Raw genomic sequence first — 24,954 nt, 5'->3', positions numbered from 1 at the left:
GGTATGGACTGCCATGTCCGATACGCCCGCAATCCTACCTCCCTCTCGGGCCATTGCTGCGCAATGCCCTACCGGGCAACGGATGATCCCGCCGCCTTGAAGGCGATGATCGCGGGCTTGCGGGCCGAGAACGCCCGAATTGCAGCCGAGAACATGCGCGTTCAAGCCGATATCGAGAAGATATCCGCCACCCTGCGCGCCCATGAGGCGCTGGTTCAGGCGCTTCAAATCCAGATCGCACGGCTGAAGAAGCAGAAGTTTGGCACCAGCTCAGAACGCATCGAGCGGGAGCTCCCCTCTCGGGCCATTGCGGCGCAATGCCCTGCCGGGCAGCGGAACAGCTGGAACTGGCGCTGGAGCATCTGGAGATTGCCGGGGCGGCGGCGATCAGCGCGATTGCACCCGATGACGACGCCGAACTCAGCGCAGACGAACAAGCTGCGATGCCCAGCACTCCGCGTCGCCGCAAGCCCTTGGTGGCAGAGGGCACGCCGCGCGAACGCATCGTGCTGGACCCCGGTGATGATTGCCCGGAATGCGGCGGCACCCTGCGCCTGATCGGCGAGGACGTCAGCGAGATCCTCGAGTTGATCTCGGCCAAGCTGAAAGTGATCGAAACAGCCCGGCTGAAGAAGTCCTGCCGCCGCTGCGAGAAGATCACCCAACTGCCCGCACCCTCGCGCCCCATTCCGCGCAGCATGGTCGGCCCGGGTCTGCTGGCACATGTTCTGGTGTCGAAGTTCGACGATCACCTTCCGCTCTATCGCCAAAACGAGATACTTGCCCGGATGGGCGCAAACATCCCGGCCTCGACCCTGGTCGATTGGTGCGGCCAGGGCGTTCGGGTGCTGGAACCGCTAGTCGAACGCATCCGCGCCAAGATCCTGGCCTCGGATCGCCTGCACGCGGATGATACCCCGGTCCGGGTGCTCGACCCGTCAAAACGCATCGATGGGATCGGCAAAGGCGTCAAGGAAGGCCGCATCTGGGCCTATGTGCGCGATGACAGACCGTGGGGCAGCACAGCGCCGCCGGGGGCGGCCTACTTCTTCTCGGTTGACCGCAAGGGCGAGCATCCGCAGCGTCATCTGGCTAGGTTCTCCGGAATCCTGCAAGCAGACGCCTATTCCGGCTTCAAAGCACTTTACACCCCGGATACCTCAGGCAAACCCCGCATCCGCGAGGCGGCCTGCTGGGCCCATCTGCGGCGCGACTTCTTCGACGTCCACACCGCCACCAAATCCGAGATCGCCCGCGAGGCGCTGGACCGGATCGGTGATCTATATGACATCGAGCGTCAGATCAGAGGCCAATCCCGCGATGCCCGGCGGGCTGTCCGTCAAGAAGAAACCCGCCCGAAAGTCTGCGCCTTCAAGGCATGGGCGGAAGCCCAACTTACCCGCATCCCCGGCAAAAGCGACCTTGCCAAAGCTTTCCGCTACGCCCTGAACCGATGGGAAGGCTTCGCCCTCTTCCTCGACGATGGTCGCGTCGCCATCGACAATAACGCCGCCGAACGGGCCATCAAACCGGTCGTGATCGGCCGCCAGAACTTCCTCTTCGCAGGCTCAGACGCCGGGGGCGAAACCCTCGCCAGTGCGATGACCATTATTGAGACCGCCAAGTTCAACGGCCTCGATCCCCAAGCCTACCTCGCCGACATCTTCGCCCGTATCCATGATCACAAGATCAACCGCATCGGCGAGTTGCTGCCATGGAACTGGAAACCCTTCGCAAATCAGGCCGCCGCAGCCTGAATGGCGGTCCTTATCGGGCGGTTACGCTACACCAGATCGAAGGCCCAAATATATGAAGTTCCAAAAGGTCAAATCTTGGCGACGGCGTTGCAGTTTCCTCTACAAACAACAACCTCGATCCATCAACAATGAAGGGTGAGGATAGCTGCTTTGAACTTCTGACCTCTACCAATGCCTGTCCATCCACAGTGCCAAAGAACAGGCTCGCGCCCTTGGGCAAATCCTCGACAATCGCAAAATGGCTTTTTGTGCTGAAACTCTCGTATGCATCCAGCCCGTTCTTTGATCGGCCATTGCCCTTCAGAACCTGAAAACCGAGAAAACCCACAATCAACCAGAACAAAACCATCACGCAAGACCTGACATGCTTGCCTAAAAAAGATTGCGTGGAATCGTACATACGCCCCCCCCCCATTCTCGATCTAATAAAACGCACTCCACTCCAAATTGCTCTTTTCAAAATACTCCCGCGCGGAGCGCTCCTACGTCCGCAACCCTCAAATCCCCAGCAAAATCGCCACAATCCCCAAACCCGCAGGCACAGCCTGCACGAATAAAATCCGCTGCGAAGCCGTCGCCGCGCCGTAAATCCCCGCCACCAGCACACAGCAAAGGAAAAACAACGCCACCCCGCGCCCCTCCGCCCCCAGCCACAAAGCCCAAACCAGCCCCGCCGCCAGAAACCCGTTATAAAGCCCCTGATTGGCGGCCAGAACCTTCGTCTGTGCCGCAAACTCCGCCGAAGTCCCAAACACCGCCCGCGTCCGTGGCGCCTGCCACAGGAACATCTCCAGCACCAAGATATAGACATGCAGCGCCGCAATCAGCGCGATCAGACCCGTCGCAATCATCTGCAAACCCTTTCACATTGGCGATAAATATCCCCGCCGGAGGCTCCCCCGACGCAACCTTCGCCCAGATGTCAGAACCGCCGCCAGCCCACCCGCCGCCCCAAACTGCCCCCCGATGGCGGGAGGGTGCAGCCTGAGGGGGGCAGTCCCTTACGCCGCAGGCATCCGTGCTTCCACCATCCCGGCGTACCAGCTTGACCCAAACGGGATCGCATTATCGTCAAAATTATACGCCGGATGATGCACCATCGCGGTGTCACCATTGCCCAAGAAAATATACGCCCCCGGCCGCTCCAGCAGCATGAAGCTGAAATCCTCGGCCCCCATCAAGGGTGCCGTGTCGGTATCGACCTGCCCCGACACCGCCCGCGCCACCTCCGCTGCAAACCCCGTATTCTCGACCGCATTCACCGTCACGGGATAGCCACGCGTATACTCGACAACAGCCACCGCCCCCAAGGCCTGCGCTGTGCCCTCCGCAATCGCCTTCACCCGGCCCTCGACATAATCCTGCACGCCGAAATCCATCGTCCGCACCGTGCCCTTCATCTTCACCACCTGAGGGATCACATTATGCGCCGTCGAATCCGTCGCCACCGTGCAAACCGACACCACCACCTGCTTCAACGGGTCCACCCCGCGCGAGGCAATCGTCTGCAAAGCCACGATAATATGCGCGGCCACCACCGTGGTATCAATGCAATCGTGGGGCTTCGCCGCATGGCCGCCCTTGCCCGTCACCGTGATTTCAAACTGATCCGCCGCCGCCATCATCGCCCCCGGCCGGATCGCAAAATGCCCGACCGGAATCCCCGGCATATTGTGCATGCCGTAAACCTCTTGGATGCCCCAACGGTCCATCATGCCCTCGGCACACATCTCACGCCCACCGCCGCCGCCTTCTTCCGCCGGCTGAAAAATCAACACCGCCGTGCCGTCAAAATTCCGCGTCTCCGCCAGATATTTCGCCGCCCCCAGCAGCATCGAGGTATGGCCGTCATGCCCACAAGCATGCATCTTCCCCGGCACTTTTGAGGCATAAGCCACCCCGGTCTGCTCAATGATCGGCAAAGCGTCCATATCCGCCCGCAAGCCAATCACCCGCCCCGCAGTATCGGTTTTGCCTTTGATAACAACCACAACGCCCGTGCGCCCAATGCCCTCGGTCACCTCATCGCAGCCAAATTCGCGGCACAACTCCGCCACGCGGCCCGCCGTCCGATGCACCTCAAAAAGCAACTCGGGGTTCTCATGGAAATCCTGCCGCCATCCGGCGATCTCGGGCAGCATCTCGGCAAATCGGTTCTTCACGGGCATAATGGCTCTCCTTTTGCGTGCAGCCTGAGCCAATCCCGCCCGCGCCGCAACCCCTCAGCCGCGCGCTTCGACCATCCCCGCAAGCCACGCCGTCCCATAAGGCAGGCCCGCATCGTTGAACGCGTAACCCGGATGATGCAGCAAAGGCCCCGCGCCATTGCCGACAAACATGAACGCCCCCGGCACAAGGTTGAGAAACTCCGAGAAATCCTCCGACACCATCATCGGCGCAACATCCGCCTCCACCGTATCCGAAATCCCCCGCGCCACCGCCAAAGCATATTTCGCACAAGCCGCATCATTCACCGTCGCAGGCGCATCGCGCAGATACTCGACCGAGGCCACCCCGCCATGCGCGAGCGCAATCCCCGTCACCACCGCGCGCAACCGATCCTCCAGCAGATCCTGCACCGCCACTTCAAAGCTGCGCACCGTCCCGGTCAGCACCACCCGCCCCGGCACAACACAAGCCCCCGCCCCCTCACTCACCACCGTGGACACCGACAACACCGCAGGCTTCAACGGATCGACATTGCGCGACACCACCGTCTGCAACGCCACCAGTACATGCCCCGCAATCATCACCGGATCCAAAGCCAAATGAGGTTGCGCCGCATGGCCACCCCGCCCCGAAATCGCAATCTCAAACATATCCGCCGCTGCCATAATCGGCCCCGGCCTTGTCGCATATGCCCCCACCGCCAGCCCGGGCATATTGTGCAAAGCGTAAATCTCATCAATGGGATAACGCTCCAGCAAGCCATCGGCGATCATCGCTTTAGCCCCGCCGCCTGCTTCCTCACCCGGTTGAAAAATCAACACCGCTTGCCCCGAGAAATCCCGCGACGCTGCCAGATATTTCGCCGCCGCCAGCAGCATCGCCGTATGCCCATCGTGGCCACACGCGTGCATCACCCCCGGCACAGTGCTGGCAAATGCCACCCCCGAGGCTTCCAAAATCGGCAAAGCATCCATATCCGCCCGCAGCCCAATCCGCCGCCCCGGAGCCCGCCCGTTGATCACCGCCACCACCCCAGTGCCGCCAACGCCCGCCTCAACCACATCGCAACCAAAGCCGCGCAGTAACGCCGCCACCCGCGCCGCCGTGCGATGTTCGGCAAAACTCAACTCAGGATGCGCATGAAAATCGCGCCGCCACGCCACCGCTTCCGGTAAAAACGCTTCAATCGCCGCGATCATGCTTCACCCCATTTAGGAAAACTTCCGCCGCGCATCCAGCGCCAGCCCCGTCCCGACCGAGCCAAGCATATCCCCGGTAGCAATCGCAACCCCCGGCAGCGCCGCCTGCACGCAAGCCCGCAAAATCGGCAAACCAGACGATCCCCCGGTCATAAACACCGTGCCAATATCGCCGACGCCAACACCGGCCTGCGCCAAAACCGCCCCCAACCGCTCGGAAATCCGCTCCACCAGCGGCAAAACCGCCGCCTCAAAGCCCTCACGCCGCAGCATAGGGTTCGGTCCCCCGGTCAAAGCGGAAATCTGCAACCGCACAACCTCTTGATCCGACAACGCGATTTTCGCTGCCTCCACCGCCATTGCCACCGCATGACCTTGGCGCTCAGAGATCACCTTCATCAACCGATCCAGCAATTCGGGCCGATCAATCTCGCGCCGAAACGCCTTCAAATCTGCCAGACAGCGCTGCGTATACAGCATGTTGATCCGGTGCCACGTCGCCAGATCGAGGAAATAATGGTTCGGCATCAACCCCTTGCCGTGCTTGGTCGTGGCCTTATAGCCCAAGTGCGGCATCACCTCGGCCAAACTCAGAAAGCGGTCAAAATCGGTCCCGCCGACGCGAATACCGTCATTGGCCAGAATGTCCCCAGCCCGATCCGCCGCCCGCGCCCGCTCCGGCGATACCCGCACGATGGAAAAGTCCGACGTACCGCCGCCAATATCGACAATCAGCACCAGTTCTTCGCGCGCGATGCCCTGCTCATACTGCAACGCCGCCGCAATCGGCTCATATTGAAACGACACTTCCCGAAAGCCCAAGCCCCGCGCGATTTCCTCCAGCGCAGTCTGCGCCTTGGCATCGCCCGCGGTATCACCATCGACAAAATGCACCGGACGCCCCAGCACCACCCGGTCCGCGCCCGGCGCATGGACCCGAAGAACCTCAACCATATGCCGCATAAACCGCGTCAGAACTTCACGGAACGACACCGCGCGCGACCCAACTGCCGTGCGCTCGTCAATCATCCCCGAGCCGAGCGTGCTTTTCAGCCCCCGCATCAGCCGCCCCTCATCACCGCGAAGGTAAGCCGCAATCGCCGCGCGGCCAAATTCGGGCGCACCGCCATCCTGCTCCCAAAACACCGCCGAGGGCAAAGTCACCGCCTGATCTTCCAAAGCGATCAGCCAAGCCCGGTCAGTATCCGCCAGCGATACCGTCGAGTTCGAGGTGCCAAAGTCGATCCCACAAAACAGCGTCATAGCAGCCCCCGCGTTTCAGCAAAACGCGCGGTGTAACGATGCGGGCAGCCGATGTAAAGCCGCGCTAAAATGTTAATGAAACATGAACGGGGCTGGTATAACCCATTGATTTTATATAAATCAAAGCCCTGTCCACGCGTGGACGACCTGTAAAACTCTTAGCCCAAAATCGCCAAAACGTAATTCTGGGTCTCATCATACGGCGGCACCCCGCCGTGCTTTTCTACCGCCATCGGCCCGGCATTATAGGCGGCCAAAGCCAGCTTCCAGGTCCCGAAGCGATCATACATCATCCGCAGATACCGTGCGCCGCCCTCAAGGTTCTCACCCGGATCGTTGATATCCACCCCCAACCGATCCGCCGTCCCCGGCATCAGCTGCGCGAGGCCAGTGGCGCCCTTGATCGAAACTGCCCCGGTGTTCCAGCCGCTTTCCTGCTGCACCAGCCGCAAGAACACATCCTCCGGCACGCCATGCTTGCGGGCGGCGGCCTTGGCGACCTCCAGATACTCACCCTTATACTTGCCAGCAAAGCGTCGCACCGGCGCATCCGAGCCGCCCGCATCCGCCTTGTTATAATTCGGCTTCAGCCGGTACGAGCCCTCATATTCGACAGCCAACCGCCCATCCAGCAGCGCCATCTGCGATTTCAGCATCGAAGCGCGGTTTTTCTTGCCGCCCAGCTTCAACGCCTCCGCCTGCGCCATCATAGGGGCAGTCAGTGCCAGCCCTGCGGCCATCATGATCGTCAGCACCATCGGCGAAAATCGCATGGAGACCCTGTCTTCAACCCAGACCAAAACTGGCGGCACTATACCAAAGTTTGCACCAAGTTCCAGCGCCGTGATCGGACCCAGCCGGACCACTTCGGCAAAACCTTGCCATCCGCGCCGCCGCTGCCCGGTTGCGGGGCCAGATGGGGCAGTCTATAGAAATTATTAACCACCTGTCGCGATGCTGGCGGGGATGTACGGAATCAGGGAGACTAAGATGGCAGGCTCGGTCAACAAGGTGATCATCGTCGGAAATCTGGGCCGCGACCCGGAAGTGCGCAACTTCCCGAACGGCGGCAAAGTGGTGAACCTGCGCATCGCCACCTCGGAGACTTGGCGCGACAAGCAAAGCGGCGAGCGTAAAGAGCGCACCGAATGGCATTCGGTCGCGATTTTCAATGAGAATCTCGGCAAAATTGCCGAACAATATCTCAAAAAAGGCTCGACGGTTTACATCGAAGGCCAGTTGGAAACCCGCAAATGGCAGGACCAATCCGGTGCGGATCGCTACACAACCGAAGTCGTTCTGCGGCAGTTCCGGGGCGAGTTGACCCTGCTTGGCGGTCGTGATGGCGGCGGTTCGGGCGGTGGCGGCGACGATGATCGCGGCCGCTATGAAGATCAGGGCGGTGGCTCGGGTGGCGGTGCGTCTGGCGGCGGCTACAGCCGGGGTGGGTCGAGCGGCGGCGGCTATGGCGGCGGTTCGTCCTCGGGCGGGGGTTCTGGCAGTGGTTCGGGTGGTGGGCGCTCGGATATTGACGACGAAATCCCGTTCTAAACATAACGCCACGTTCTCAGTTTAACTCTCAGTAAGGCCATATCCCCTGATGTCCAGCGCGGACCGCAGTCGCGCCATTGATGCGTTGAAGCTTGCTCTGGCTTTCATGGTCGTCGGCATTCACGCCAACCCGTTCGCCCCGCTGGGACGAACGGCGATTCTTTTGACCGGAGACGGGTTGTTCCGGCTGGGCGTGCCGATCTTTCTGCTGTTCAACGGCTATTTCCTGCAAGCTGCGGTCGAGCGGGCGCGCGGCTGGGCCTATGTCCAGCGCGCGGGCCAGCTTTATGCGTTGTGGATGCTGCTGTATCTGCCGATCTATTGGCCGATGCTGCTGGCCCATTCGGCATTGCAAAACCTGCGCAGCGCGTTGTTTGGCTATTGGCATCTGTGGTATCTGGCTGGAATGGTGATGGCGGCGGCGCTGATCGTGGGGGTTGCGGCATGGTCAAGTCGGGTGCTGGCTTGGTTGGCCGCCCTGACTTTCTTTGCCGGCATTGCCGTCACCTATGGCATCGCTTGGAATCTGATCGCGCCCAACAAGCTGATCTTTTCTGATCCGCTGCTGGCCAATCGCAATCCTTTGCTGCTGTGTTTGCCCTTCATGCTGGTGGGGTTCTTGATCCGGCGCGAGGGCATCGCGGCCCGCCTGCGCGTCGGTTGGCTGCAACTGGCTGCGGGCATCGGTGTGGCGCTGGTGCTGCTCGAATCGCTGGCTCTGGCGCGGTTTGCCCCGAAGGGCGTTGGGCATGACACGCTGCTCGCACTTGGCCTTGCGGCCCCGGCGCTGATGTTGCTGGCTCTGAAAGGTTCCACCATAGTGGCTGACCGCCGCTTGGGGGATTATGCCTCGGGGATTTACTTCATCCATGTCGCGTTTTGCGCGGTTCTGTTTCGCTACAGCGCGCTGCCCCGGCCTGCGATCTATCTGCTGGCGGTTGCGGGCTCGATCCTGCTGACATGGGCGATCCGGCGCGCCGGGTTGGCGCGCCGGCTGCTTTAGGTCTCGGTTGAGCCTAGGATTTGACGCAAGATCTGGCGCAAGATTTGACATGCAAACCCGCAAGTTCGAAAACCGCTTCGCCGCACTGGACCTTTGCTGCTCATTCCCTATATAATTACTCAACTAACCGCGTGAGAATGTCATGAACCAGCCGCTGGACCAGATCGAGGGTGCCCCCCTGATCCGCCCGTCATCCACCGAACATCCGCTTTATGAGCAGATCGTAGAAGCTTGCCGCACGGTCTATGACCCGGAAATCCCGGTGAATATCTATGATCTGGGCCTGGTCTATACCATTGATATTTCTCCGGAAAATGCGGTCGAGATTCTGATGACCCTGACCGCGCCCGGCTGCCCGGTGGCGGGCGAGATGCCCGGTTGGGTGCAAGATGCGGTGGAACCCGTCGCAGGGGTGAAAGAGGTCAAGGTCGGCATGACCTTTGATCCGCCTTGGGGGATGGAGATGATGTCAGACGAGGCGCGGCTGGAATTGGGCTTCATGTAAGCCCCTGCGCGGGGCGGCGTAATCTAACACCCTTGCGGGACACCTGCTGTAATCCTATCTTTGCTGTATAGCTTAAAGGACCAAATCCATGTTCGGCATCCCCGGCAAAGCCGCAGTTACCCTGACCCCGATCGCTGCCAAGCAAATCGCGCGGCTGATGGCAAAGCAAGGCTCGCAAGGCCTGCGCATCGGCATCAAGAAGGGTGGCTGCGCGGGCATGGAATACACTATGGATTATGTGGCTGAAGCCAATCCAATGGACGAAGTGGTCGAGCAAGACGGAGCTAGGGTGCTGATCGCGCCGATGGCGCAGATGTTTCTGTTCGGCACCCAGATTGATTATGAGGTCGATCTGCTGCACGCAGGCTTCAAGTTCAACAACCCCAACGTGGCTGAAGCTTGCGGCTGCGGCGAAAGCATCAAGTTCAAAGACGCCTGATCCGTCGTGGTTGTTTTGCTGGCGGCACTCCGCCTGATCGCGGCGATCTGATCGCGCGGCTGACGCCGCAAGGCCCTTGAGCGCTGACGCGCGGTGGGCGCGGGATACAGGGTTCGGGCTGGATTTGATGCCTGGCTTTGTCCGCTTGGTTGCGATCAGAATGAGTATTTTCAAAAGAGCAAATGCAAGGGCTTTCCCTTGGCGCTGCGCTTCGCTAACCCTTTGGCGAACATTGGGGGGATGCGATGAAAAAGCTGGCCGCAGGCAATTGGAAAATGAATGGCTACCGGGCGGCTTTGGCCGAGGTCGCTGCCCTTCTGGCCGCACATCCCGCGCCCGCCTGTGAGATGCTGCTTTGCCCGCCCACGACGCTGCTTTCTCAGATGGCGGCTTTGGCTGCTGGATCGGCGCTGCAGGTCGGTGGTCAGGATTGCCATCCGAAAGCCTCGGGAGCCCATACCGGCGATATTTCTGCCGTGATGCTGGCCGATGCGGGCGCAAGTCATGTGATTCTGGGCCATTCCGAGCGCCGCGCAGATCATGGCGAAAGCGATGCTTTGGTGTTGGCGAAAACTGAGGCCGCCATCGCAGCAGGTCTGATCGCTGTGGTGTGTCTGGGCGAGACCGAAGCGCAGCGGGATGCGGGCGACACCCTTGCGGTGATCGGCGCGCAACTGGATGGTTCGGTGCCAGCAACCGCCACCTCCGCAAACCTCGTGCTGGCTTACGAGCCCGTTTGGGCCATCGGCACCGGCCGCACCCCCACTTTAGCACAAATCGCCGAGGTTCACGCTTTCCTGCGCGCCCGTCTGACCGCGCATATCGGTGCAGAGGCCGCGAAAACTCGCTTGCTTTACGGCGGCTCGGTCAAGCCCTCCAATGCAGCCGAAATCTTCGCGGTGCCGGATGTCGATGGCGCTTTGGTTGGCGGGGCCAGTCTGAAAGCCGCTGATTTCGGCGCGATTGTCGCCGCCCTCGCCGCAGCTTGACCTGCGCGCGTCGCGGACGGATCAGCCCGGACGGGCGCGCCCTGTTAGACCCATGCTATGAGCGCACAAGCCAACATCCCCGCCACCCCTGTCCCCAGCCTGCTGGGCGCAAACCTGATCTGCATGGCTTCGATGCTGATCTGGGCCGCAGGCCTGCCTGCAGCCGATTTCATCATCCCGCTGCTGCCTGCTGATCAGTTGAGCGCATTGCGGATGGCGCTCGCTGCCCTGGCCCTTTTACCGGTCTGGGCGCTGATGGAGGGGCCGGGGGCATTCCGGCGCGCCAACTGGCTGAAAGGCATCGCCGTCGGCAGCCTGATCGGGCTTGGCGCATGGTTATTGATCCAGGGCCAAGCCCGTGGTGGCGCTGTCACAGCGGCCGTGATCTCGGCTACCCTGCCGATGGTCGGCATCGCGCTGGAGGTTGTGCTGGATGGCCGCAAACTGAGCTTCGCGCTGGTGCTGGGTCTGTTGCTGTCGCTGGCTGGGGGAATGATGGCGCTGGATTTCAAAGCGGGTGGCATGTCCATGGGTTTGGGCGCGCTTTTGTGCTTCTGCTCGGTGCTGTCTTTCACCTTGGGCTCCCGCCTGACCGTCACCGCCTTCCCCGGCCTCTCGCCGATCGGCCGCACCGCGCTGACGATTTCCGGTGCAGCCATCGCGGTGTCCACTGTCGCGGCTTTGGGCGTCGCCTTTGGCACCCCGCCGCCCGATTTCAGCGCTTGGGGCTGGAAAGAAACACTTGCGCTGCTGGCCTTTTCGGTCGGATCACTTGGGATCAGCCAGCTGATGTGGATTATGTCAGTGGAGAAACTCGGCATCGGCCTGTCCGGTCTGCATATCAACGCGGCCCCGTTCTACGTCATGATCATCCTGTTCCTCTTGGGCGGGCGCTGGGATTGGGGCCAAGCCGCCGCCGCTTGCCTTGTCGCCATCGGCGTGCTGATCGCCCAAGGCATCATTCCGCTGGGACGGAGGGTTTGAAAATGGCTGGCATAAAAACCCTACACCAATCGCCGCTTGACCCCGCTTTCGTGCAAAACCCCTATCCGTTCTACGAACGAGCCCGCGCGGCAGGCCCGTTCTTCCACTGGGCCGAATACGACATGGCCTGCACCGGCAATGCCGCAGCCTGCAGTGCGATCTTCCGCGACCGTCGCTTTGGCCGTGAGGCACCAGTTGAACTTGCCCCGAAAATCCCCGATCACCTGAAGCCGTTCTACGCGGTCGAAGCCCATTCGATGCTGGAACTGGAACCGCCCCGCCACACCCGCCTGCGGGGCCTCGTGTTGCGCGCCTTCACCTCGCGCCGTATCGCAGCTTTGCAGCCCGAGATTGAAACCCTCACCCATCAGCTGATCGATGCCTTCCCGAAAGGCCCATTCGATCTGCTGGCACATTTCGGCCAAAAACTGCCGGTTATCATCATCGCTCGCCTGCTGGGTGTGCCGGAATCCATGTCAGACGATCTGCTGAAATGGTCCAACGCGATGGTCGGCATGTATATGGCAGGCCGTGACCGCGCCCGCGAAGACCGCGCGATTGCCGCAACCGAGGCCTTCGTCGCCTTCATGCGAAGCTATGTCGAGGCCCGCCGCCAAGACCCGCGCGACGATCTGATTACGTCACTGATCGCCGCCGAGGAAGCCGGTGAGAAACTGACCACAGATGAGCTGATCACCACCTGCATCCTGCTGTTGAACGCAGGCCACGAGGCCACCGTCCACACCATCGGCAATGGCGTGAAAACCCTGCTGCAAACCGGCAACACCGTCACTGCAGCCAATGCAGACACCTGCATCGAGGAAATCCTGCGCTTCGATCCCGCGCTGCATATGTTCACCCGCTGGGCCTATGAAGATATCGAGGTGATGGGCCATACGTTCCATCGCGGCGACCAGGTGGCGCTTTTGCTGGCGGCAGCCAACCGCGACCCCGGCCTCTGGGAAAAACCCGGCCAGTTCCAACCCAATCGCCCTGTCAGGCCGCATGTCAGCTTCGGCGCAGGCCTGCATTTCTGCGTCGGCGCGCCGCTGGCCCGGTTGGAGTTGCAAATCGCTTTGCCTATTCTGTTCCAACGCCTGCCGAAACTGCGGTTGGTCGAGGCCCCGGTTTACGGCGATGTCTACCACTTCCATGGGCTGACCAAGCTGATGGTGCAGGCAGATTAGTGCTGCCCATTGATCCGCCCTCCGCATATCCCACCCCGCCCCGGACTTGATCCGGGGCCTCTGCGCTTCAGGGATAAGGTGAGGCCCGGATCAAGTCCGGGGCGGCGTAGAGGATCAGATGGCCCTGTCATCACAACGGGCGGAAAGGCGCAAAACGCCCCGTGAAATTCGACTTTTTTGAATTTCGCCTTGGCTATAGCGGCAACACCGTTGTCGCCTTGATTTCTTCCATGCTCAAAAGTGCTGTCACGTTATAAATCTTCACTTCCGAGATCAGCGCCTGATAAAACGTGTCATAGGCCCGCGCGTTCTTCACCCGAACCTTCAGGATATAGTCGATATCGCCCGCCAAACGGTGCGCCTCCAGCACCTCAGGGCGGCTTCGCAAAACCTGCAAAAACTTGCGCTGCCAGTCGGCTTCATGTTCCGAAGTGCGGATCAGCACGAAGAAACACGCCTCCAACCCCAAGCTTTCAGCATCCAGCAGGGCCGTCTGTTTCAGGATCACCCCCTGCTCACGCATCCGCCGGATCCGGTTCCACACCGGGGTCTTTGAGCTGCCCACCTTGCGGGCGATTTCATCCAACGACTGCTCGGCATCCTCTTGCAACTCGGCAAGAATTTTCCGATCCAACTCATCCAACTGGGCCGCCATTCGCCAGACACCTTGCTTTGCGGAAATTCATTCCATTCCGCCCGAGTATCGGAACATTCTTCCTTATCCGCAAGGGGGACTGGCGAAAACAGGGGAAAATATCCTATATTGGATGGGTAAAACAACGCGATCACGCCACGACCTGCCCAATTGCTCTTGCAGGACGTCGCGCGATCCACTACCGCCTCGCGGCGACCGACACCGCCACACCGACCACTCCCAAAGGGACACAAGCATGAGCCGCCAGTTTATCCCGAAAGTCGTCACCGCCAATGATCTGCGGGAAGGCGACGTGGTCTATCTCACCGCCGATGACCGTTGGTCGCGCCAGCATCATGAGGCCGAGTTGATCGAGGACGAAGCCCATGCGCAAATCCGCCTGCTGTTTGGGGCCGCCCAACGGAATGTGATCGTCGGCGCGTATTTGGCCGATGCCAAGGCTGGCCCAAACGGCCCCGAGCCTGTGCATTTCCGCGAGGCTTTCCGCACCCGTGGCCCCTCCAACTATGCCCACGGCAAGCAAGTGGATCTGTACCATGTATAACTATTCCGACTTCGACGAATCCTTCGTTCGCGCCCGCGTCGCGCAGTTTTCTGATCAAGTGACCCGCCGTCTGGATGGCAGCCTGACCGAGGATGAATTCCGCCCGCTGCGCCTGATGAACGGGCTTTATCTGCAACTGCACGCCTATATGCTGCGCGTCGCGATCCCCTATGGCACCTTGAACCCGAACCAGATGCGCCAACTCGCGCTGATCGCCGACACCTGGGACAAAGGCTACGGCCATTTCACCACGCGGCAGAACATCCAGTTCAACTGGCCGAAACTGCCCGACGTGCCCGCGATCCTCTCGGCCCTCGCCGATGTCGAAATGCACGCGATCCAAACCTCTGGCAACTGCGTGCGCAACGTCACCGCCGACCATTTCGCCGGTGCCGCCGCGGATGAGATCGAAGACCCGCGCCCCTATGCCGAATTGCTGCGCCAGTGGTCCACTGACCACCCGGAATTCCAATTCCTACCACGCAAGTTCAAGATCGCCATCACCGGCTCCCCCAACGACCGCGCCGTCACCAAAGCTCATGACATCGGCCTGCGCATGGTGCGCAACGCGCAAGGCGAGCCCGGCTTTGAAGTCATGGTCGGCGGCGGTCTTGGCCGCACCCCGATGATCGCCTTCACCGTGCGCGATTTCCTGCCGATCGCTGACCTTTTGCCCTATGTCGAGGCCGTGCTGTCGGTCTACAACGTGCTGGGCCGCCGCGATAACAAATACAAAGCCCGCATTAAGATCACCGTGCATGAGACTGGCCGGGAAGAGATTTCCCGGATGATCGAAGAACGCTTCCTGGAAACCCGCCTGCAATTTGGCGGTGCCGACCAAGTCCTGCTCGATGACATCCGCGCCGCCTTCGCCGCCCCGGCCTTCCGCAATGCGCCCACCGATGGCTATGACCCCTTCTACAAAGCCGATCCGTCATTCCGCGCTTGGGTCGATACCAACCTCGCGCAACACCGTAACGACCAATACGCCATCGTCACCATTTCGGTGAAAGCCCACGGCGAAACCCCCGGCGATGCCACCTCTGCGCAGATGCGCGTGATGGCTGATCTTGCGGAAAAATACGGCCACAGCGATCTGCGCATCAGCCACGAGCAGAACGTCATCCTGCCGCATGTGCATAAATCTGACCTGCCGGCAGTTCATGCGGCCCTAACCCAAGTAGGCCTCGGCACCGCCAATGTCGGCCTGCTCAGCGATATTATAGCCTGCCCCGGCATGGATTATTGCGCCCTCGCCACCGCGCGTTCCATCCCGGTGGCGCAGGAAATCGCGCTGCGGTTTGAGGAACTCAAGCTGGAACACGATGTGGGCCCGCTGAAAATCAAAATCTCCGGCTGCATCAACGCCTGCGGCCACCACCATGTCGGCCATATCGGCATCTTGGGGCTGGACCGCGCGGGCGTCGAAAACTACCAGATCACTCTGGGCGGTGACGGCACCGAGACCGCCAGCATTGGCGAGAAAACCGGCCCCGGCTTCGCCTATGACGAAATCGTGCCCGCCATCGAACGGATCATCCGCGCTTACCTCGAAATCCGTGAAGATGCTTCGGAAACCTTCCTGCAAACCTACCGTCGCGCCGGCTTCGCCCCGTTCAAATCAGCGCTCTATGACGTTGAAGGCGGCCGTGATGCCGCGTGATTTCCCCGCAGGCTCGGTCGCCGAGCGTGTCACAGCGCTGAACGCCCGCTACAAACACCATGCCGCGACTTCGGTGTTGGAACACGCACTGAAGGATGATGATCTGGGGCAAGTCGCGCTTGTGTCATCGTTCGGCGCGGAATCGGTGGTACTGCTGCACCTCGTCTCGGTGATCGCCCCGGAAACCCCGGTGCTGTTCATCGACACCCGGATGTTGTTTCAGGAAACCCTCGACTACCAGCGCGAGCTGGCCGAGAAACTCCACCTCTGCGACGTGCGCACCATCCGCGCCGCGCAACCGCGTGTGGCGTTTGAAGACCCCGACAACACGCTGCATCAGTTCAACACCGACGCCTGCTGCGGCGTGCGCAAGGTCGAACCCTTGGAACGCGCCCTCACGCCGTTTGACGGCTGGATCACCGGGCGCAAACGCTTCCAAGGCTCGACCCGGCAAGCGGTAGAGTTCTTTGAGGCCGAGGGCGACACCCGCATCAAGGTCAATCCCCTCGCCCATTGGGGCCGCGACGATCTGGAAGAATACATCGTCAACAACCGCCTGCCGCGCCACCCGCTGGTCGCCCAAGGCTACCCCAGCATCGGCTGCGCGCCTTGCACCAGCAAAGTCGCCCCCGGCGAAGACCCCCGTTCAGGCCGCTGGCGCGGTCAGGACAAAACCGAATGCGGCATCCATTTTATCAATGGCAAAGCCGTGCCGATCAGAAAGGATACCGCCGCATGAGCGTCCTCGTCACCGATCAGGGTTTTTCGCCCGCCCCCGAGGTCAACGCTGTCACCTTGGCCGAGATCGCCAGCCATCAAGGCACGGTGGACCTGCTGCACACCGACGCGCCCGAGGCTTTGCTGCCCTACTTGGCCGATCTGACCCTGATCCGCATCGCCTTCCCGGCGTTCAGCGATGGTCGCGCTTTCACCATCGGCCACCGCCTGCGCGCGCTTGGTTACAAGGGCCACCTGCGCGCCATGGGTCCGGTGATCGCCGATCAATACCCGATGGCGCGGCGCACCGGCTTTGACGATGTGGAAATCCCTGACGAGATGGCCGCCCGCCAGCCCGAAGCGCAGTGGAAGTACCGCGCCAACTGGAAGGCGCACGACTATCAATCGCGCCTGCGCGCTTAAGTCCAATTCCCACGCCCCCGGTATCGATTCTACAATAATGCCGCCCCATGCAGGTTTTTGTTTACGCAGGCCTGAAATATTTGTATGTATACGAACGAAATAACCGAGAGAACCCGCATGTCCTCCTCCGCCGAAGCAACCGTCGCAGTCGCCAAACCCCACCTGCCCGATGCGCAAACCGTCACAGCGGTAAAGCACTGGACCGATCGGTTGTTTTCCTTCCGCGTCAGCCGCCCCAAAACCCTGCGCTTCCGCTCGGGTGAGTTCGTGATGATCGGCCTGATGGGTGACACTGGGAAGCCGCTGCTGCGCGCCTATTCCATCGCCTCCCCGGCGTGGGATGAGGAATTGGAATTCTACTCGATCAAAGTCCCCGAAGGCCCACTGACCTCCAAACTCCAGCACATCCAAGTCGGCGATGAGATCATCCTGCGCCCGAAGCCCGTCGGCACGCTCGTGCATGACGCGCTGTTGCCCGGCAAACGCCTCTGGCTTCTGTCCACCGGCACTGGCTTTGCCCCCTTTGCAAGCCTTCTGCGCGAACCGGAAACCTATGAGAAATACGACCAAGTCATCATGATGCACACCTGCCGCGAGGTCGCCGAACTGGCCTACGGCCAAGCCCTCGTCGAAAGCCTCGCCGAAGACCCGCTGATCGGCGAGTTGGTTGCGGGCAAGCTGCTCTACTACCCCACCACCACCCGCGAGCCGTTCCACCACATGGGCCGCGTCACCGATAACCTCGCCTCCGGCAAAGTCTTTGCCGACCTCGGCCTGCCGCAAATGAACCCGGAAGATGACCGCGCCATGGTCTGCGGCAGCCTTGCGTTCAACGTCGATGTCAAAGCCATCCTCGAAGGCTTCGGGCTGCATGAAGGCGCAAACTCTGACCCGAAGCAATTCGTGGTCGAAAAAGCCTTTGTTGGCGACGGGATCTGACCTCAAGCCGTTTCATCTTGGTCTAAATATCCCCGCCGGAGGCTCCTTTGGCTCATGGAGGATGCCTCCGGCGGGGATATTTAGGCCAAGATGAAAGCCCAAGAGCACGCACCCTTTGACTTTCCACGCCGATTGACATATATATCAGTCAATCCGTATGGAGATCGCCATGAACATCCTCGCCTTTGCCGATCATTCCCTGTTCCAGCCCCGGCTGCTGGCCGAGGAATGGCTGACCACCCAAGATGAAATCGCCCGCACCGCTGGCCTTGGCCGCGACGCGATTGCGCGCAAGGATCGGCTGGCTTCGGCGAAAACCCAAACCCGGCTGCGCGAGTTGGTCGAAATCATCAACCGTCTGACCCCGCGCTTTGGCTCCGGTCTGGTGGCCTATGCGTGGCTGCGCTCGGAACCGCTGCCCGGTTTTGGCGGCCTGACCCCGGCGCGGCTGCTGCAGGATGGCAAGGCGGCGCAGGTGATGGACTATATCGACGCGGTGGATGCGGGCGGCTTTGCCTGATCCCTCGACCAGCTACCAAGGCCCGCTCTACCGCGCCCTCAATCCGATTTGGGCGCGCGATCCTTTGTCCGGGATCGGCGCCAAACGCCACGGTGGCCGCTTCAACGCCAAGGGTCGCGCAGCCCTTTACACCGCAATGACGGTGATGGGCGCTGTGGCCGAGGCCAACCAGATCGGCCGCCCATTCGAGCCGGTGACGCTGGTCAGCTACGATGCCGATCTGACCCAGATCTTCGACAGCCTGAACCCGGCACATCTGGCGGCGCATGGCATCACCGCCGCTGATCTTGCCGCCGATGACTGGCGCTTGCAGATGCTGGCACGCGGCAGCTCAACAGCGCAAGACATCAGCGAAACCCTGATCGCCGCGGGCTACAGCGGCCTGATCGCACCGTCTTTTGCCAAAGGCGGCCCACCAAACGCGCGCAATCTGGTGCTGTGGCAGTGGCCCACTCTCCAGCTGATCGACAGCGAACACCGCTTGCAATGAAAAAGGCCGCGCCAGGTTTCCCCGGCGCGGCCCAATTTGCCCGAAGGCGCAGATTACAGGCCCAGTGCGGTTTTCACAGCAGCCAGAGCCGCAGCCACTTTGGTCGGATCAGCCGCAGCTGCGTCAACGCCAGCCTTCAGCGTGGTTTTCAGCGCAGCATCCAGGGCCGACGCGTCGATCAAAGCATTGACCTTGGCAGCGTCAAAGTTTGCCGGATCCAGAGCCGCCGCTGCGTCGGTTGCAGCCGGTGCCGTTTCCGTGGTCGCCGGAGCGGCTTCGGTTGCAGCCGGAGCAGTTGCAGCCGCAGCAGCCGCGTCATCAGCGGCCTTTTTGGCCGTCGCAGCCGCTTCTTCAGCTGCCTTAGCAGCCGCTTCTTCGGCCGCTTTGGCATCAGCCGCAGCCGTCGCTGCCGCTTCCTGAGCCGGCTTCATGCTGAACTGGTAATAGCCAGCACCCGCCAAAGCGATCAGCACGATGCCGATAAGGACGTTCTTGTTCATGTTCATTCTCCCAATACCGAGTACCCTTCGGTTACCCCGGCTATGACAGAATCGACAGCAAAAGGAAAGACCTACGCAGCACCCGCTGCCCCCTGCAGCCAAACCAAGCGCAAATCATGCGGCTTTTCAGGTTGAAGCTTGGGCGTCACACGACTATCTTGCGCCAGCTAATAACCATTCAAAGGACCACCACCATAGCCCGCAGACCTCACAATGCCCCGCCGCAACGCGAAACCGGCCCGCGCATCAACGATCGCATCCGGTCGCCCGAGATTCGCCTGATTGGCGCAGATGGGGAAAATGTCGGCGTCGTCACCCCCGCACGCGCGATGCAGATGGCCGAGGAAGCCGGGCTCGATCTGGTGGAAATCTCGCCGAATGCCGAGCCTCCGGTGTGCAAAATCATGGATTTCGGCAAGTTCAAGTATGAACAGCAGAAACGTGAGGCCGAAGCCCGCAAGAAACAGCACATTATTGAGATCAAAGAGATCAAGTTCCGCCCCGGCACCGACACGCATGATTATGACGTGAAGATGCGCTCGGTGCTGAAATTCCTCGAAGAAGGAGACAAGGTGAAGGTCACCCTGCGCTTCCGTGGTCGGGAAATGGCGCACCAGGAACTTGGTCTGGAACTGCTGCACCGAGTCGCAGCCGATGTCGGCGAGGCGGGCAAAATCGAATCGATGCCGCGCCTTGAGGGCCGCCAAATGGTGATGATGGTGACGCCGAAGTAAGGCGTCGCAGCAAATAGGCGGAATTTGGGGGCCATTGGCCCCCTTTTTCATGCTTAAATCGTATCATTCCACTTTTTGGTTGACTGATGCCTCGCAGCAATCTAATTCATCCATATGGTTGAACAACAAACCCCCGCCGAAGACCCGCTCACCGAAATCCTCAAAGCCGCCAGCGATCCGACCCGCCGCGGCATCCTGACCCTGCTCGCCCAAGCTGGCCCCACCCGCGTCACCGAGATCGCCGCGCGTTTTGACATCAGCCTCAACGCCGTCTCCAAACACATCAAGGTGCTGGAGCAAGCGGGCCTCGTCAGCCGCCGCACCCTGTGGCGCGAGCATCTGATCGAGGTGCAGATGGAACCGCTGGCCTTGATCGATCAGTGGTTCGCCGGATTACGCTCGATCTGGGCGCTGCGGCTTGAAAAACTCGATGACCTACTCACCAAGGAGCAGACCGATGACTGAACTTTCCCTCACCGTATCCCGCCTGATCGCAGCCCCGCCCGAGCGTGTGTTCTCCGCATGGCTCGACCCCAAAATGCTGCTGAAATTCATGACCTCCGGTGAAGGCGTCAGCGTTGCCCATGCCGAAACCGACCCCCGCATTGGTGGCCGCTATGCCATCACCATGAAGGTCGAAGACCGCGAAATCCCGCACGGTGGCACCTATCTGGAAATCACCCCGCACAGCCGCCTCGGCTTCACTTGGGAATCCCCCCACGCCGCCGAGGGCAGCACCATCAGCATCGACTTCACCCCGCAAGACGGCGGCACCTTTGTCACCCTGACGCAACTGCGCTTTAAGTCCGAGGACAGCCGAGACGGACACGCGCGCGGCTGGACCAGCATCCTGAACGCGCTGCAAGCCACCCTCGCCTGACGCGCCGTAGACAGACACCATCGCCTGCGCTACCCCTATGCGATCCGATGCAAAGGCGCAGGCGATGACCCACCCCGACCCCAAAACAGAGGCGTTCTTCGAAGACGCCCCAATCTGGCAAGCCGAGTTGCGCGCGCTGCGCGCCATCCTGCTCAACTGCGGCCTGACCGAAATCTTCAAATGGCGCGGCCCGTGTTATTGCTTTGAAGGCGGCAATGTCGCCACCCTCTGGGGCTTCAAAGACGCCTGCGTGCTGGGATATTTTAAAGGCGTCTTGCTGCCCGACCCCGAAGCCATCCTCATGCCCCCCGGCGAAAACTCGCGTGCCGTGCGGATGGCAAAATTCACCACGCTGGCCCAGATCACCGAAGCCACCCCAACCCTGACCGCCTATACCGAGGCCGCCATCGCGCTAGAGAAATCCGGCGAGAAAGTCACCTTCGCCAAGGATGATCTGCCCTATCCCGAAGAACTGATCACCGCCCTCGACGAAAACCCCGATCTAGCCCTCGCCTTCGACGCCCTGACACCGGGGCGCAGACGCGGCTATCTCTTGCAATTCAACCAACCAAAGGCATCCGCCACCAAAACCGCGCGGATCACCAAACACACGCCCCGCATCCTTGAGGGCAAAGGCATGAATGATCGCTAAAGCAGCCCGGCCCGCTAACCAAAACCCTCGCGGGGCGCACCACACCGGCGCACCCCGCTTGCTGTGCCGACAAACCGACAGCCGCAGGCCTAGCTAACAATCACCAACATGCCCTTCATCTGCGGATGGTATTTGCACGCATACGCCCCCGCCATCTCGGCCGTGATCACCAGCGACTCGGCATCCCCCTTCTTCAGCACCCCGGTACTCCAACCAGCCTTGGCCGAAGTCGCAGTATGGTTGACCAAATCGAGGTTCTTCCAGGACACGCTGTCGCCCACCTTCAGCTCCATCGTCGGCGGGTCAAACTTCATATCCTTGATGCTGACATGATGCTCTGTGGTGCCATCCGGTTTGACATGGCCGAACAGTGGAGCGGCCCCCGTGACAGCAAGCGCCGCCACAGAATAAGACAAAACCGCGCGTCTGTTGAGGGTGTGCATCACTTCAGACCTTTCACCATCATCTCTGCATGGGCTTCATGCTCTTTGAAGATGCCAAGCCCGGCCTCGAACAGCGCCTTCACATCGGCGTTTTCGATGTTCGGGATGAAGGAATTCGCCACCAGATCAATCACCGCCTTGTGGTAGCTCAACTCGTTCTCGGCATAGCTTTTGTCAAACGCCGCGCCGCGCAACGCCGCCATTTCGCTGATCTTCGCCTCGGCCCCGCTTTGCAGGCTCTGGCTGAGGAAATTGTCCTGCGGCTGCGCCTTCAGCTTGGCCAGCAGCGCCAATGCCTGATCATTCACCGCCGTATGGTCGCGGATCATGGTTTCGGCGAATTGCTGGATCTCGGGGTTTCTGGAAATCGCCAGTGCAAGATGCGCGTAGCGAATGTCGATGCTGTCGGCGGTATAGGCCACATGCGCGATTTCCAGATCGTTCAGATCAGCCGGGGTCTGCGCCGCAGCGATGCTGCTCTGTAGAGCGACAATGCCAAGCGCCAACAGCGCGTTCTTGATAAACATGTGCAGTCTCCTTGTTCATATCCGTGTTGGCTCAAACGCCGCCACACCACAGTCATACGATAAGTTATTTGCACGATTAATGATCCATAATCCGCATTTTATGATCTATCGTACAATAATCTAGCTATCCTGCGGCGTTATGGTAAATTGCCGAAAATCGGAGGCCCGCATGGATCTGCTCAGTGATATTCTGTCCCGCCTGAAGCTGCGCGGAACGCTGTATTTCCGCACCTCGTTCACTTCCCCGTGGAGCGTCAAAGTGCCGGCCTACCCCGATGTCGCGCGGTTCCACTTTGCCCATAAGGGCCGCTGCTTTGTGCGCATCGCCGCCCAAGCCGAGCCGATTTTGCTGGAACAGGGCGATTTGCTGATCATCACCAAGGGGGCCAGCCATGTCTTGTTTTGCGATCCCAGCACCGAGAATGCGGCCATTCTCGTCGAGCAAGTGGTGACCGACTCGGGCTTTGATGGCAGCGGCGCTCTGGTGATCGGTGAAGTCGGCACCAATCACGAAACCCAACTGGTCTGCGGGCACTTTTCCTTTGCCCGCGACATAGCACACCCGTTGATCGACGCCCTGCCCAGCTATCTTCACATCCGAAACTACGGCGAGTCCTCTGGCAGTTGGATGGAAAGCACCCTGCGCCTGATCGGCACCGAGGCCGGGAAGAACCAGCTGGGCGGCGATCTGATTGCCTTCAAGATGTCCGAAATCATTTTCGCCCAGGCCCTGCGCACCTATCTCAACACCACCGAGGCCGAGCAGCCGATTCTGTCCGCTTTCCGCGATGCCAAAATCGCCCGCGTGCTGCACAGCCTGCACAAAGCCCCGGCGACCAACTGGACGGTGCAGAGTTTGGCAAATCTGGCGGGCCTGTCGCGCACTTCGTTTGCCGCGCGGTTTCTCAGGCTGATGGGGATGACCCCGATGGCCTATTTCGCCTATTGGCGGATGCAAATCGCCGCCGATCAGTTGCGCACCACCAACGACCCGATCATCAAGATCGCAGAATCCGTCGGCTATGGCTCTGAGGCCGCGTTCGGGCGGATTTTCAAAAAACACCTCAAGGTCGCCCCCGCCACCTTCCGCCGCAGCGCCTGAGCCGCCAAAGGTTAAAAATTCCTTAAACGAGACCCATAACTCTTTGATTAAACATCAATAAAATATGGTCCCGAGTTGGGACCACCCTATACCCCCCGCAAAACCGCCGTCACCTCAGCCAGAATAGACACCGCAATCTCCCCCGGCCCCTGCGCCCCAATCGCCAGCCCCACCGGGGCATGTATCCGCCCGATCTCGCTTTCCGAAAACCCCGCCGCCCGCAACCGTTCCACCCGCGCAGCATGGGTCTTTCTTGAGCCCAAACACCCCAGATAAAAACACCCCGACCGCAACGCCACCATAATCGCCGGATCGTCCAGCTTCGGATCATGGGTCAGCGTCACCACCGCCGTCCGCCCGTCCAACCCCAACCCCGCCAGCGCCTCATCCGGCCACGCATCCAGAATCACCTCGCCCGGAAACCGTGCCGCAGCCGCGAAACTCTCACGCGGGTCCACCAAGATCGGATCATACCCCGCCGACCGCGCCATCGCGACCAAAGCTTGGGCCACATGCACCGCCCCCACCACGATCAGCCGCAGCGGAGGGTTGCACGGCAGAATGAACCGCCCCTCCTCCACCCCCGCTTTGTCGGCCTGCAAGCGCAGATCCACCGCAGCATCCTGCCCAAGCTCAACCAGCCTGCGGCTCCAATCCGCCAAATCCACCACATAGCTCACCGCCCGCCGCGCCGCGCGCGCTGACACCATCTCCTCCAGCAAACCCAGCATCGGAGCCACAGGCTCCACCAGCACCCGGATCGTCCCGCCACAGGCCAGTCCCGCCGAGAACGCCGTCTCATCCGCCACTCCATAGCTCAGCAGTCGCGGCACCCCGGCAGCAATCGCCTCCATCGCTTCCAGCACCACCGCACCCTCGACACAGCCGCCCGAGACCGAGCCCGCCATCTCACCCAACGCTGACACTGCCATCTGACTGCCCGCCCGGCGCGGCGCCGAGCCCCAGGTTTCCACCACCGTCGCCAGCGCGGCAGCTTTGCCCGCACGCGCCCAAGCGAGGGCGGCTTCGGGGATCAGATCATGGCTCATGCTGGGGCTCCTTTTCCGCCAACTTGCCGCAAACTCCGCAGCACCACCACCGCCAAAACGAAAAAGGCCC

At 61.0% G+C, this 24,954-nt stretch carries 30 protein-coding genes and 1 pseudogene; 20 read left to right on the top strand and 11 right to left on the bottom strand.

Annotated features, from left to right (window positions below; all coding sequences use genetic code 11):
* The first annotated feature begins 63 nt into the window (after positions 1-63).
* Positions 64-1,757: pseudogene (tnpC, locus tag ACS5RD_RS14090) on the top strand (IS66 family transposase).
* Positions 1,758-1,767: 10 nt separating this feature from the next.
* Here tnpC and ACS5RD_RS14085 read toward each other — a convergent pair.
* The 6 genes from ACS5RD_RS14085 to ACS5RD_RS14060 form a co-directional block, all read right to left on the bottom strand.
* A complete protein-coding gene (locus ACS5RD_RS14085; RefSeq protein ID WP_489927944.1) occupies positions 1,768-2,157 on the bottom strand; it encodes a hypothetical protein in 390 nt (129 codons plus the stop codon).
* Between the two features lie 97 nt (positions 2,158-2,254).
* Entirely contained in the window at positions 2,255-2,608 is a 354-nt protein-coding gene (locus ACS5RD_RS14080; RefSeq protein WP_489927943.1) for a DUF1304 domain-containing protein, read from the bottom strand.
* A 150-nt stretch (positions 2,609-2,758) separates the two neighbouring features.
* Positions 2,759-3,925, bottom strand: a complete 1,167-nt coding sequence (locus ACS5RD_RS14075) for a M20 aminoacylase family protein (RefSeq protein WP_489927942.1) — start codon at positions 3,923-3,925, stop codon at positions 2,759-2,761.
* Positions 3,926-3,979: 54 nt separating this feature from the next.
* Complete coding sequence (locus ACS5RD_RS14070; protein ID WP_489927941.1) at positions 3,980-5,125, bottom strand: amidohydrolase; 1,146 nt, start codon at positions 5,123-5,125, stop codon at positions 3,980-3,982.
* A 12-nt stretch (positions 5,126-5,137) separates the two neighbouring features.
* Entirely contained in the window at positions 5,138-6,388 is a 1,251-nt protein-coding gene (locus ACS5RD_RS14065) for an Hsp70 family protein (RefSeq protein ID WP_489927940.1), read from the bottom strand.
* Positions 6,389-6,546: 158 nt separating this feature from the next.
* The gene (locus ACS5RD_RS14060) at positions 6,547-7,161 is read right to left on the bottom strand and encodes a lytic transglycosylase domain-containing protein (RefSeq protein ID WP_489927939.1); all 615 of its coding nucleotides are present in this window, start codon (positions 7,159-7,161) and stop codon (positions 6,547-6,549) included.
* 217 nt (positions 7,162-7,378) lie between these two features.
* Here ACS5RD_RS14060 and ssb point away from each other — a divergent pair, with 217 nt between their 5' ends.
* The 7 genes from ssb to ACS5RD_RS14025 all read left to right on the top strand — a co-directional run bounded on the left by ssb (position 7,379) and on the right by ACS5RD_RS14025 (position 13,046).
* Complete coding sequence (ssb, locus tag ACS5RD_RS14055; RefSeq protein ID WP_489927938.1) at positions 7,379-7,939, top strand: single-stranded DNA-binding protein; 561 nt, start codon at positions 7,379-7,381, stop codon at positions 7,937-7,939.
* Positions 7,940-7,988: 49 nt separating this feature from the next.
* On the top strand, positions 7,989-8,942 hold the full coding sequence (locus ACS5RD_RS14050; RefSeq protein ID WP_489927937.1) for an acyltransferase family protein: 954 nt from the start codon (positions 7,989-7,991) through the stop codon (positions 8,940-8,942).
* 142 nt (positions 8,943-9,084) lie between these two features.
* Positions 9,085-9,447 (top strand): SUF system Fe-S cluster assembly protein, encoded by a 363-nt coding sequence (locus ACS5RD_RS14045; protein ID WP_322320201.1) that lies wholly within the window; start codon positions 9,085-9,087, stop codon positions 9,445-9,447.
* A gap of 88 nt (positions 9,448-9,535) precedes the next feature.
* Positions 9,536-9,886, top strand: a complete 351-nt coding sequence (locus ACS5RD_RS14040; protein ID WP_489927936.1) for a HesB/IscA family protein — start codon at positions 9,536-9,538, stop codon at positions 9,884-9,886.
* A gap of 245 nt (positions 9,887-10,131) precedes the next feature.
* Positions 10,132-10,875, top strand: a complete 744-nt coding sequence (gene tpiA / locus ACS5RD_RS14035; RefSeq protein WP_489927935.1) for a triose-phosphate isomerase — start codon at positions 10,132-10,134, stop codon at positions 10,873-10,875.
* Between the two features lie 57 nt (positions 10,876-10,932).
* On the top strand, positions 10,933-11,859 hold the full coding sequence (locus ACS5RD_RS14030; protein WP_054004844.1) for an EamA family transporter: 927 nt from the start codon (positions 10,933-10,935) through the stop codon (positions 11,857-11,859).
* Between the two features lie 11 nt (positions 11,860-11,870).
* On the top strand, positions 11,871-13,046 hold the full coding sequence (locus ACS5RD_RS14025; RefSeq protein WP_489931380.1) for a cytochrome P450: 1,176 nt from the start codon (positions 11,871-11,873) through the stop codon (positions 13,044-13,046).
* Positions 13,047-13,239: 193 nt separating this feature from the next.
* Here ACS5RD_RS14025 and ACS5RD_RS14020 read toward each other — a convergent pair whose 3' ends face one another.
* Positions 13,240-13,701 carry an Lrp/AsnC family transcriptional regulator gene (locus tag ACS5RD_RS14020; RefSeq protein ID WP_054004843.1) on the bottom strand — a complete coding sequence of 154 codons (462 nt, stop codon included), beginning with the start codon at positions 13,699-13,701 and terminating at the stop codon, positions 13,240-13,242.
* Between the two features lie 235 nt (positions 13,702-13,936).
* Between ACS5RD_RS14020 and ACS5RD_RS14015 the strand changes: the two genes are divergently transcribed.
* The 7 genes from ACS5RD_RS14015 to ACS5RD_RS13985 all read left to right on the top strand — a co-directional run bounded on the left by ACS5RD_RS14015 (position 13,937) and on the right by ACS5RD_RS13985 (position 18,997).
* On the top strand, positions 13,937-14,245 hold the full coding sequence (locus tag ACS5RD_RS14015; protein ID WP_054004842.1) for a DUF2849 domain-containing protein: 309 nt from the start codon (positions 13,937-13,939) through the stop codon (positions 14,243-14,245).
* Positions 14,238-15,908 (top strand): nitrite/sulfite reductase, encoded by a 1,671-nt coding sequence (locus ACS5RD_RS14010; protein WP_489927934.1) that lies wholly within the window; start codon positions 14,238-14,240, stop codon positions 15,906-15,908. The genes ACS5RD_RS14015 and ACS5RD_RS14010 overlap by 8 nt, the downstream gene beginning before the upstream one ends.
* The gene (locus ACS5RD_RS14005) at positions 15,898-16,647 is read left to right on the top strand and encodes a phosphoadenylyl-sulfate reductase (protein WP_489927933.1); all 750 of its coding nucleotides are present in this window, start codon (positions 15,898-15,900) and stop codon (positions 16,645-16,647) included. The genes ACS5RD_RS14010 and ACS5RD_RS14005 overlap by 11 nt, the downstream gene beginning before the upstream one ends.
* A complete protein-coding gene (locus ACS5RD_RS14000; RefSeq protein ID WP_489927932.1) occupies positions 16,644-17,048 on the top strand; it encodes a DUF934 domain-containing protein in 405 nt (134 codons plus the stop codon). Before ACS5RD_RS14005 ends, ACS5RD_RS14000 begins: the two co-directional genes overlap by 4 nt.
* A gap of 117 nt (positions 17,049-17,165) precedes the next feature.
* Positions 17,166-17,987 carry a ferredoxin--NADP reductase gene (locus ACS5RD_RS13995; protein WP_489927931.1) on the top strand — a complete coding sequence of 274 codons (822 nt, stop codon included), beginning with the start codon at positions 17,166-17,168 and terminating at the stop codon, positions 17,985-17,987.
* Between the two features lie 169 nt (positions 17,988-18,156).
* The gene (locus ACS5RD_RS13990) at positions 18,157-18,507 is read left to right on the top strand and encodes an antitoxin Xre/MbcA/ParS toxin-binding domain-containing protein (RefSeq protein WP_489927930.1); all 351 of its coding nucleotides are present in this window, start codon (positions 18,157-18,159) and stop codon (positions 18,505-18,507) included.
* Positions 18,488-18,997 carry an RES family NAD+ phosphorylase gene (locus ACS5RD_RS13985; protein WP_489927929.1) on the top strand — a complete coding sequence of 170 codons (510 nt, stop codon included), beginning with the start codon at positions 18,488-18,490 and terminating at the stop codon, positions 18,995-18,997. Before ACS5RD_RS13990 ends, ACS5RD_RS13985 begins: the two co-directional genes overlap by 20 nt.
* Before the next feature lie 53 nt (positions 18,998-19,050).
* On the opposite strand, the gene ACS5RD_RS13980 is transcribed toward ACS5RD_RS13985, so the two are convergent.
* The gene (locus tag ACS5RD_RS13980; RefSeq protein ID WP_489927928.1) at positions 19,051-19,497 is read right to left on the bottom strand and encodes a hypothetical protein; all 447 of its coding nucleotides are present in this window, start codon (positions 19,495-19,497) and stop codon (positions 19,051-19,053) included.
* A gap of 116 nt (positions 19,498-19,613) precedes the next feature.
* Between ACS5RD_RS13980 and infC the strand changes: the two genes are divergently transcribed.
* The 4 genes from infC to ACS5RD_RS13960 all read left to right on the top strand — a co-directional run bounded on the left by infC (position 19,614) and on the right by ACS5RD_RS13960 (position 21,763).
* Complete coding sequence (infC, locus tag ACS5RD_RS13975; protein WP_489927927.1) at positions 19,614-20,231, top strand: translation initiation factor IF-3; 618 nt, start codon at positions 19,614-19,616, stop codon at positions 20,229-20,231.
* A 114-nt stretch (positions 20,232-20,345) separates the two neighbouring features.
* A complete protein-coding gene (locus ACS5RD_RS13970) occupies positions 20,346-20,696 on the top strand; it encodes an ArsR/SmtB family transcription factor (RefSeq protein ID WP_489927926.1) in 351 nt (116 codons plus the stop codon).
* Positions 20,689-21,111 (top strand): SRPBCC family protein, encoded by a 423-nt coding sequence (locus ACS5RD_RS13965; RefSeq protein WP_489927925.1) that lies wholly within the window; start codon positions 20,689-20,691, stop codon positions 21,109-21,111. The genes ACS5RD_RS13970 and ACS5RD_RS13965 overlap by 8 nt, the downstream gene beginning before the upstream one ends.
* Positions 21,112-21,175: 64 nt before the next feature.
* Positions 21,176-21,763 (top strand): YdeI/OmpD-associated family protein, encoded by a 588-nt coding sequence (locus tag ACS5RD_RS13960; RefSeq protein ID WP_489927924.1) that lies wholly within the window; start codon positions 21,176-21,178, stop codon positions 21,761-21,763.
* An 89-nt stretch (positions 21,764-21,852) separates the two neighbouring features.
* On the opposite strand, the gene ACS5RD_RS13955 is transcribed toward ACS5RD_RS13960, so the two are convergent.
* Together ACS5RD_RS13955 and ACS5RD_RS13950 are read right to left on the bottom strand one after the other, a co-directional pair.
* Positions 21,853-22,206, bottom strand: coding sequence for a cupredoxin domain-containing protein (locus tag ACS5RD_RS13955; protein ID WP_489927923.1), 354 nt, complete (start codon positions 22,204-22,206; stop codon positions 21,853-21,855).
* Positions 22,206-22,733 carry a DUF4142 domain-containing protein gene (locus tag ACS5RD_RS13950; protein ID WP_489927922.1) on the bottom strand — a complete coding sequence of 176 codons (528 nt, stop codon included), beginning with the start codon at positions 22,731-22,733 and terminating at the stop codon, positions 22,206-22,208. The genes ACS5RD_RS13955 and ACS5RD_RS13950 overlap by 1 nt, the downstream gene beginning before the upstream one ends.
* A 169-nt stretch (positions 22,734-22,902) precedes the next feature.
* Between ACS5RD_RS13950 and ACS5RD_RS13945 the strand changes: the two genes are divergently transcribed.
* Complete coding sequence (locus ACS5RD_RS13945) at positions 22,903-23,835, top strand: AraC family transcriptional regulator (protein WP_489927921.1); 933 nt, start codon at positions 22,903-22,905, stop codon at positions 23,833-23,835.
* Positions 23,836-23,921: 86 nt separating this feature from the next.
* Here the strand turns inward: ACS5RD_RS13945 and ACS5RD_RS13940 are convergent, their stop codons facing one another.
* Positions 23,922-24,884, bottom strand: coding sequence for an XdhC family protein (locus ACS5RD_RS13940; RefSeq protein WP_489927920.1), 963 nt, complete (start codon positions 24,882-24,884; stop codon positions 23,922-23,924).
* Between the last annotated feature and the right edge of the window lie 70 nt (positions 24,885-24,954).

Source organism: Cypionkella sp. PAMC25878, assembly GCF_058135695.1.
The sequence above is the reverse complement of the archived record's forward strand: the minus strand, read 5'-3'. Positions and strand labels throughout refer to the sequence as shown.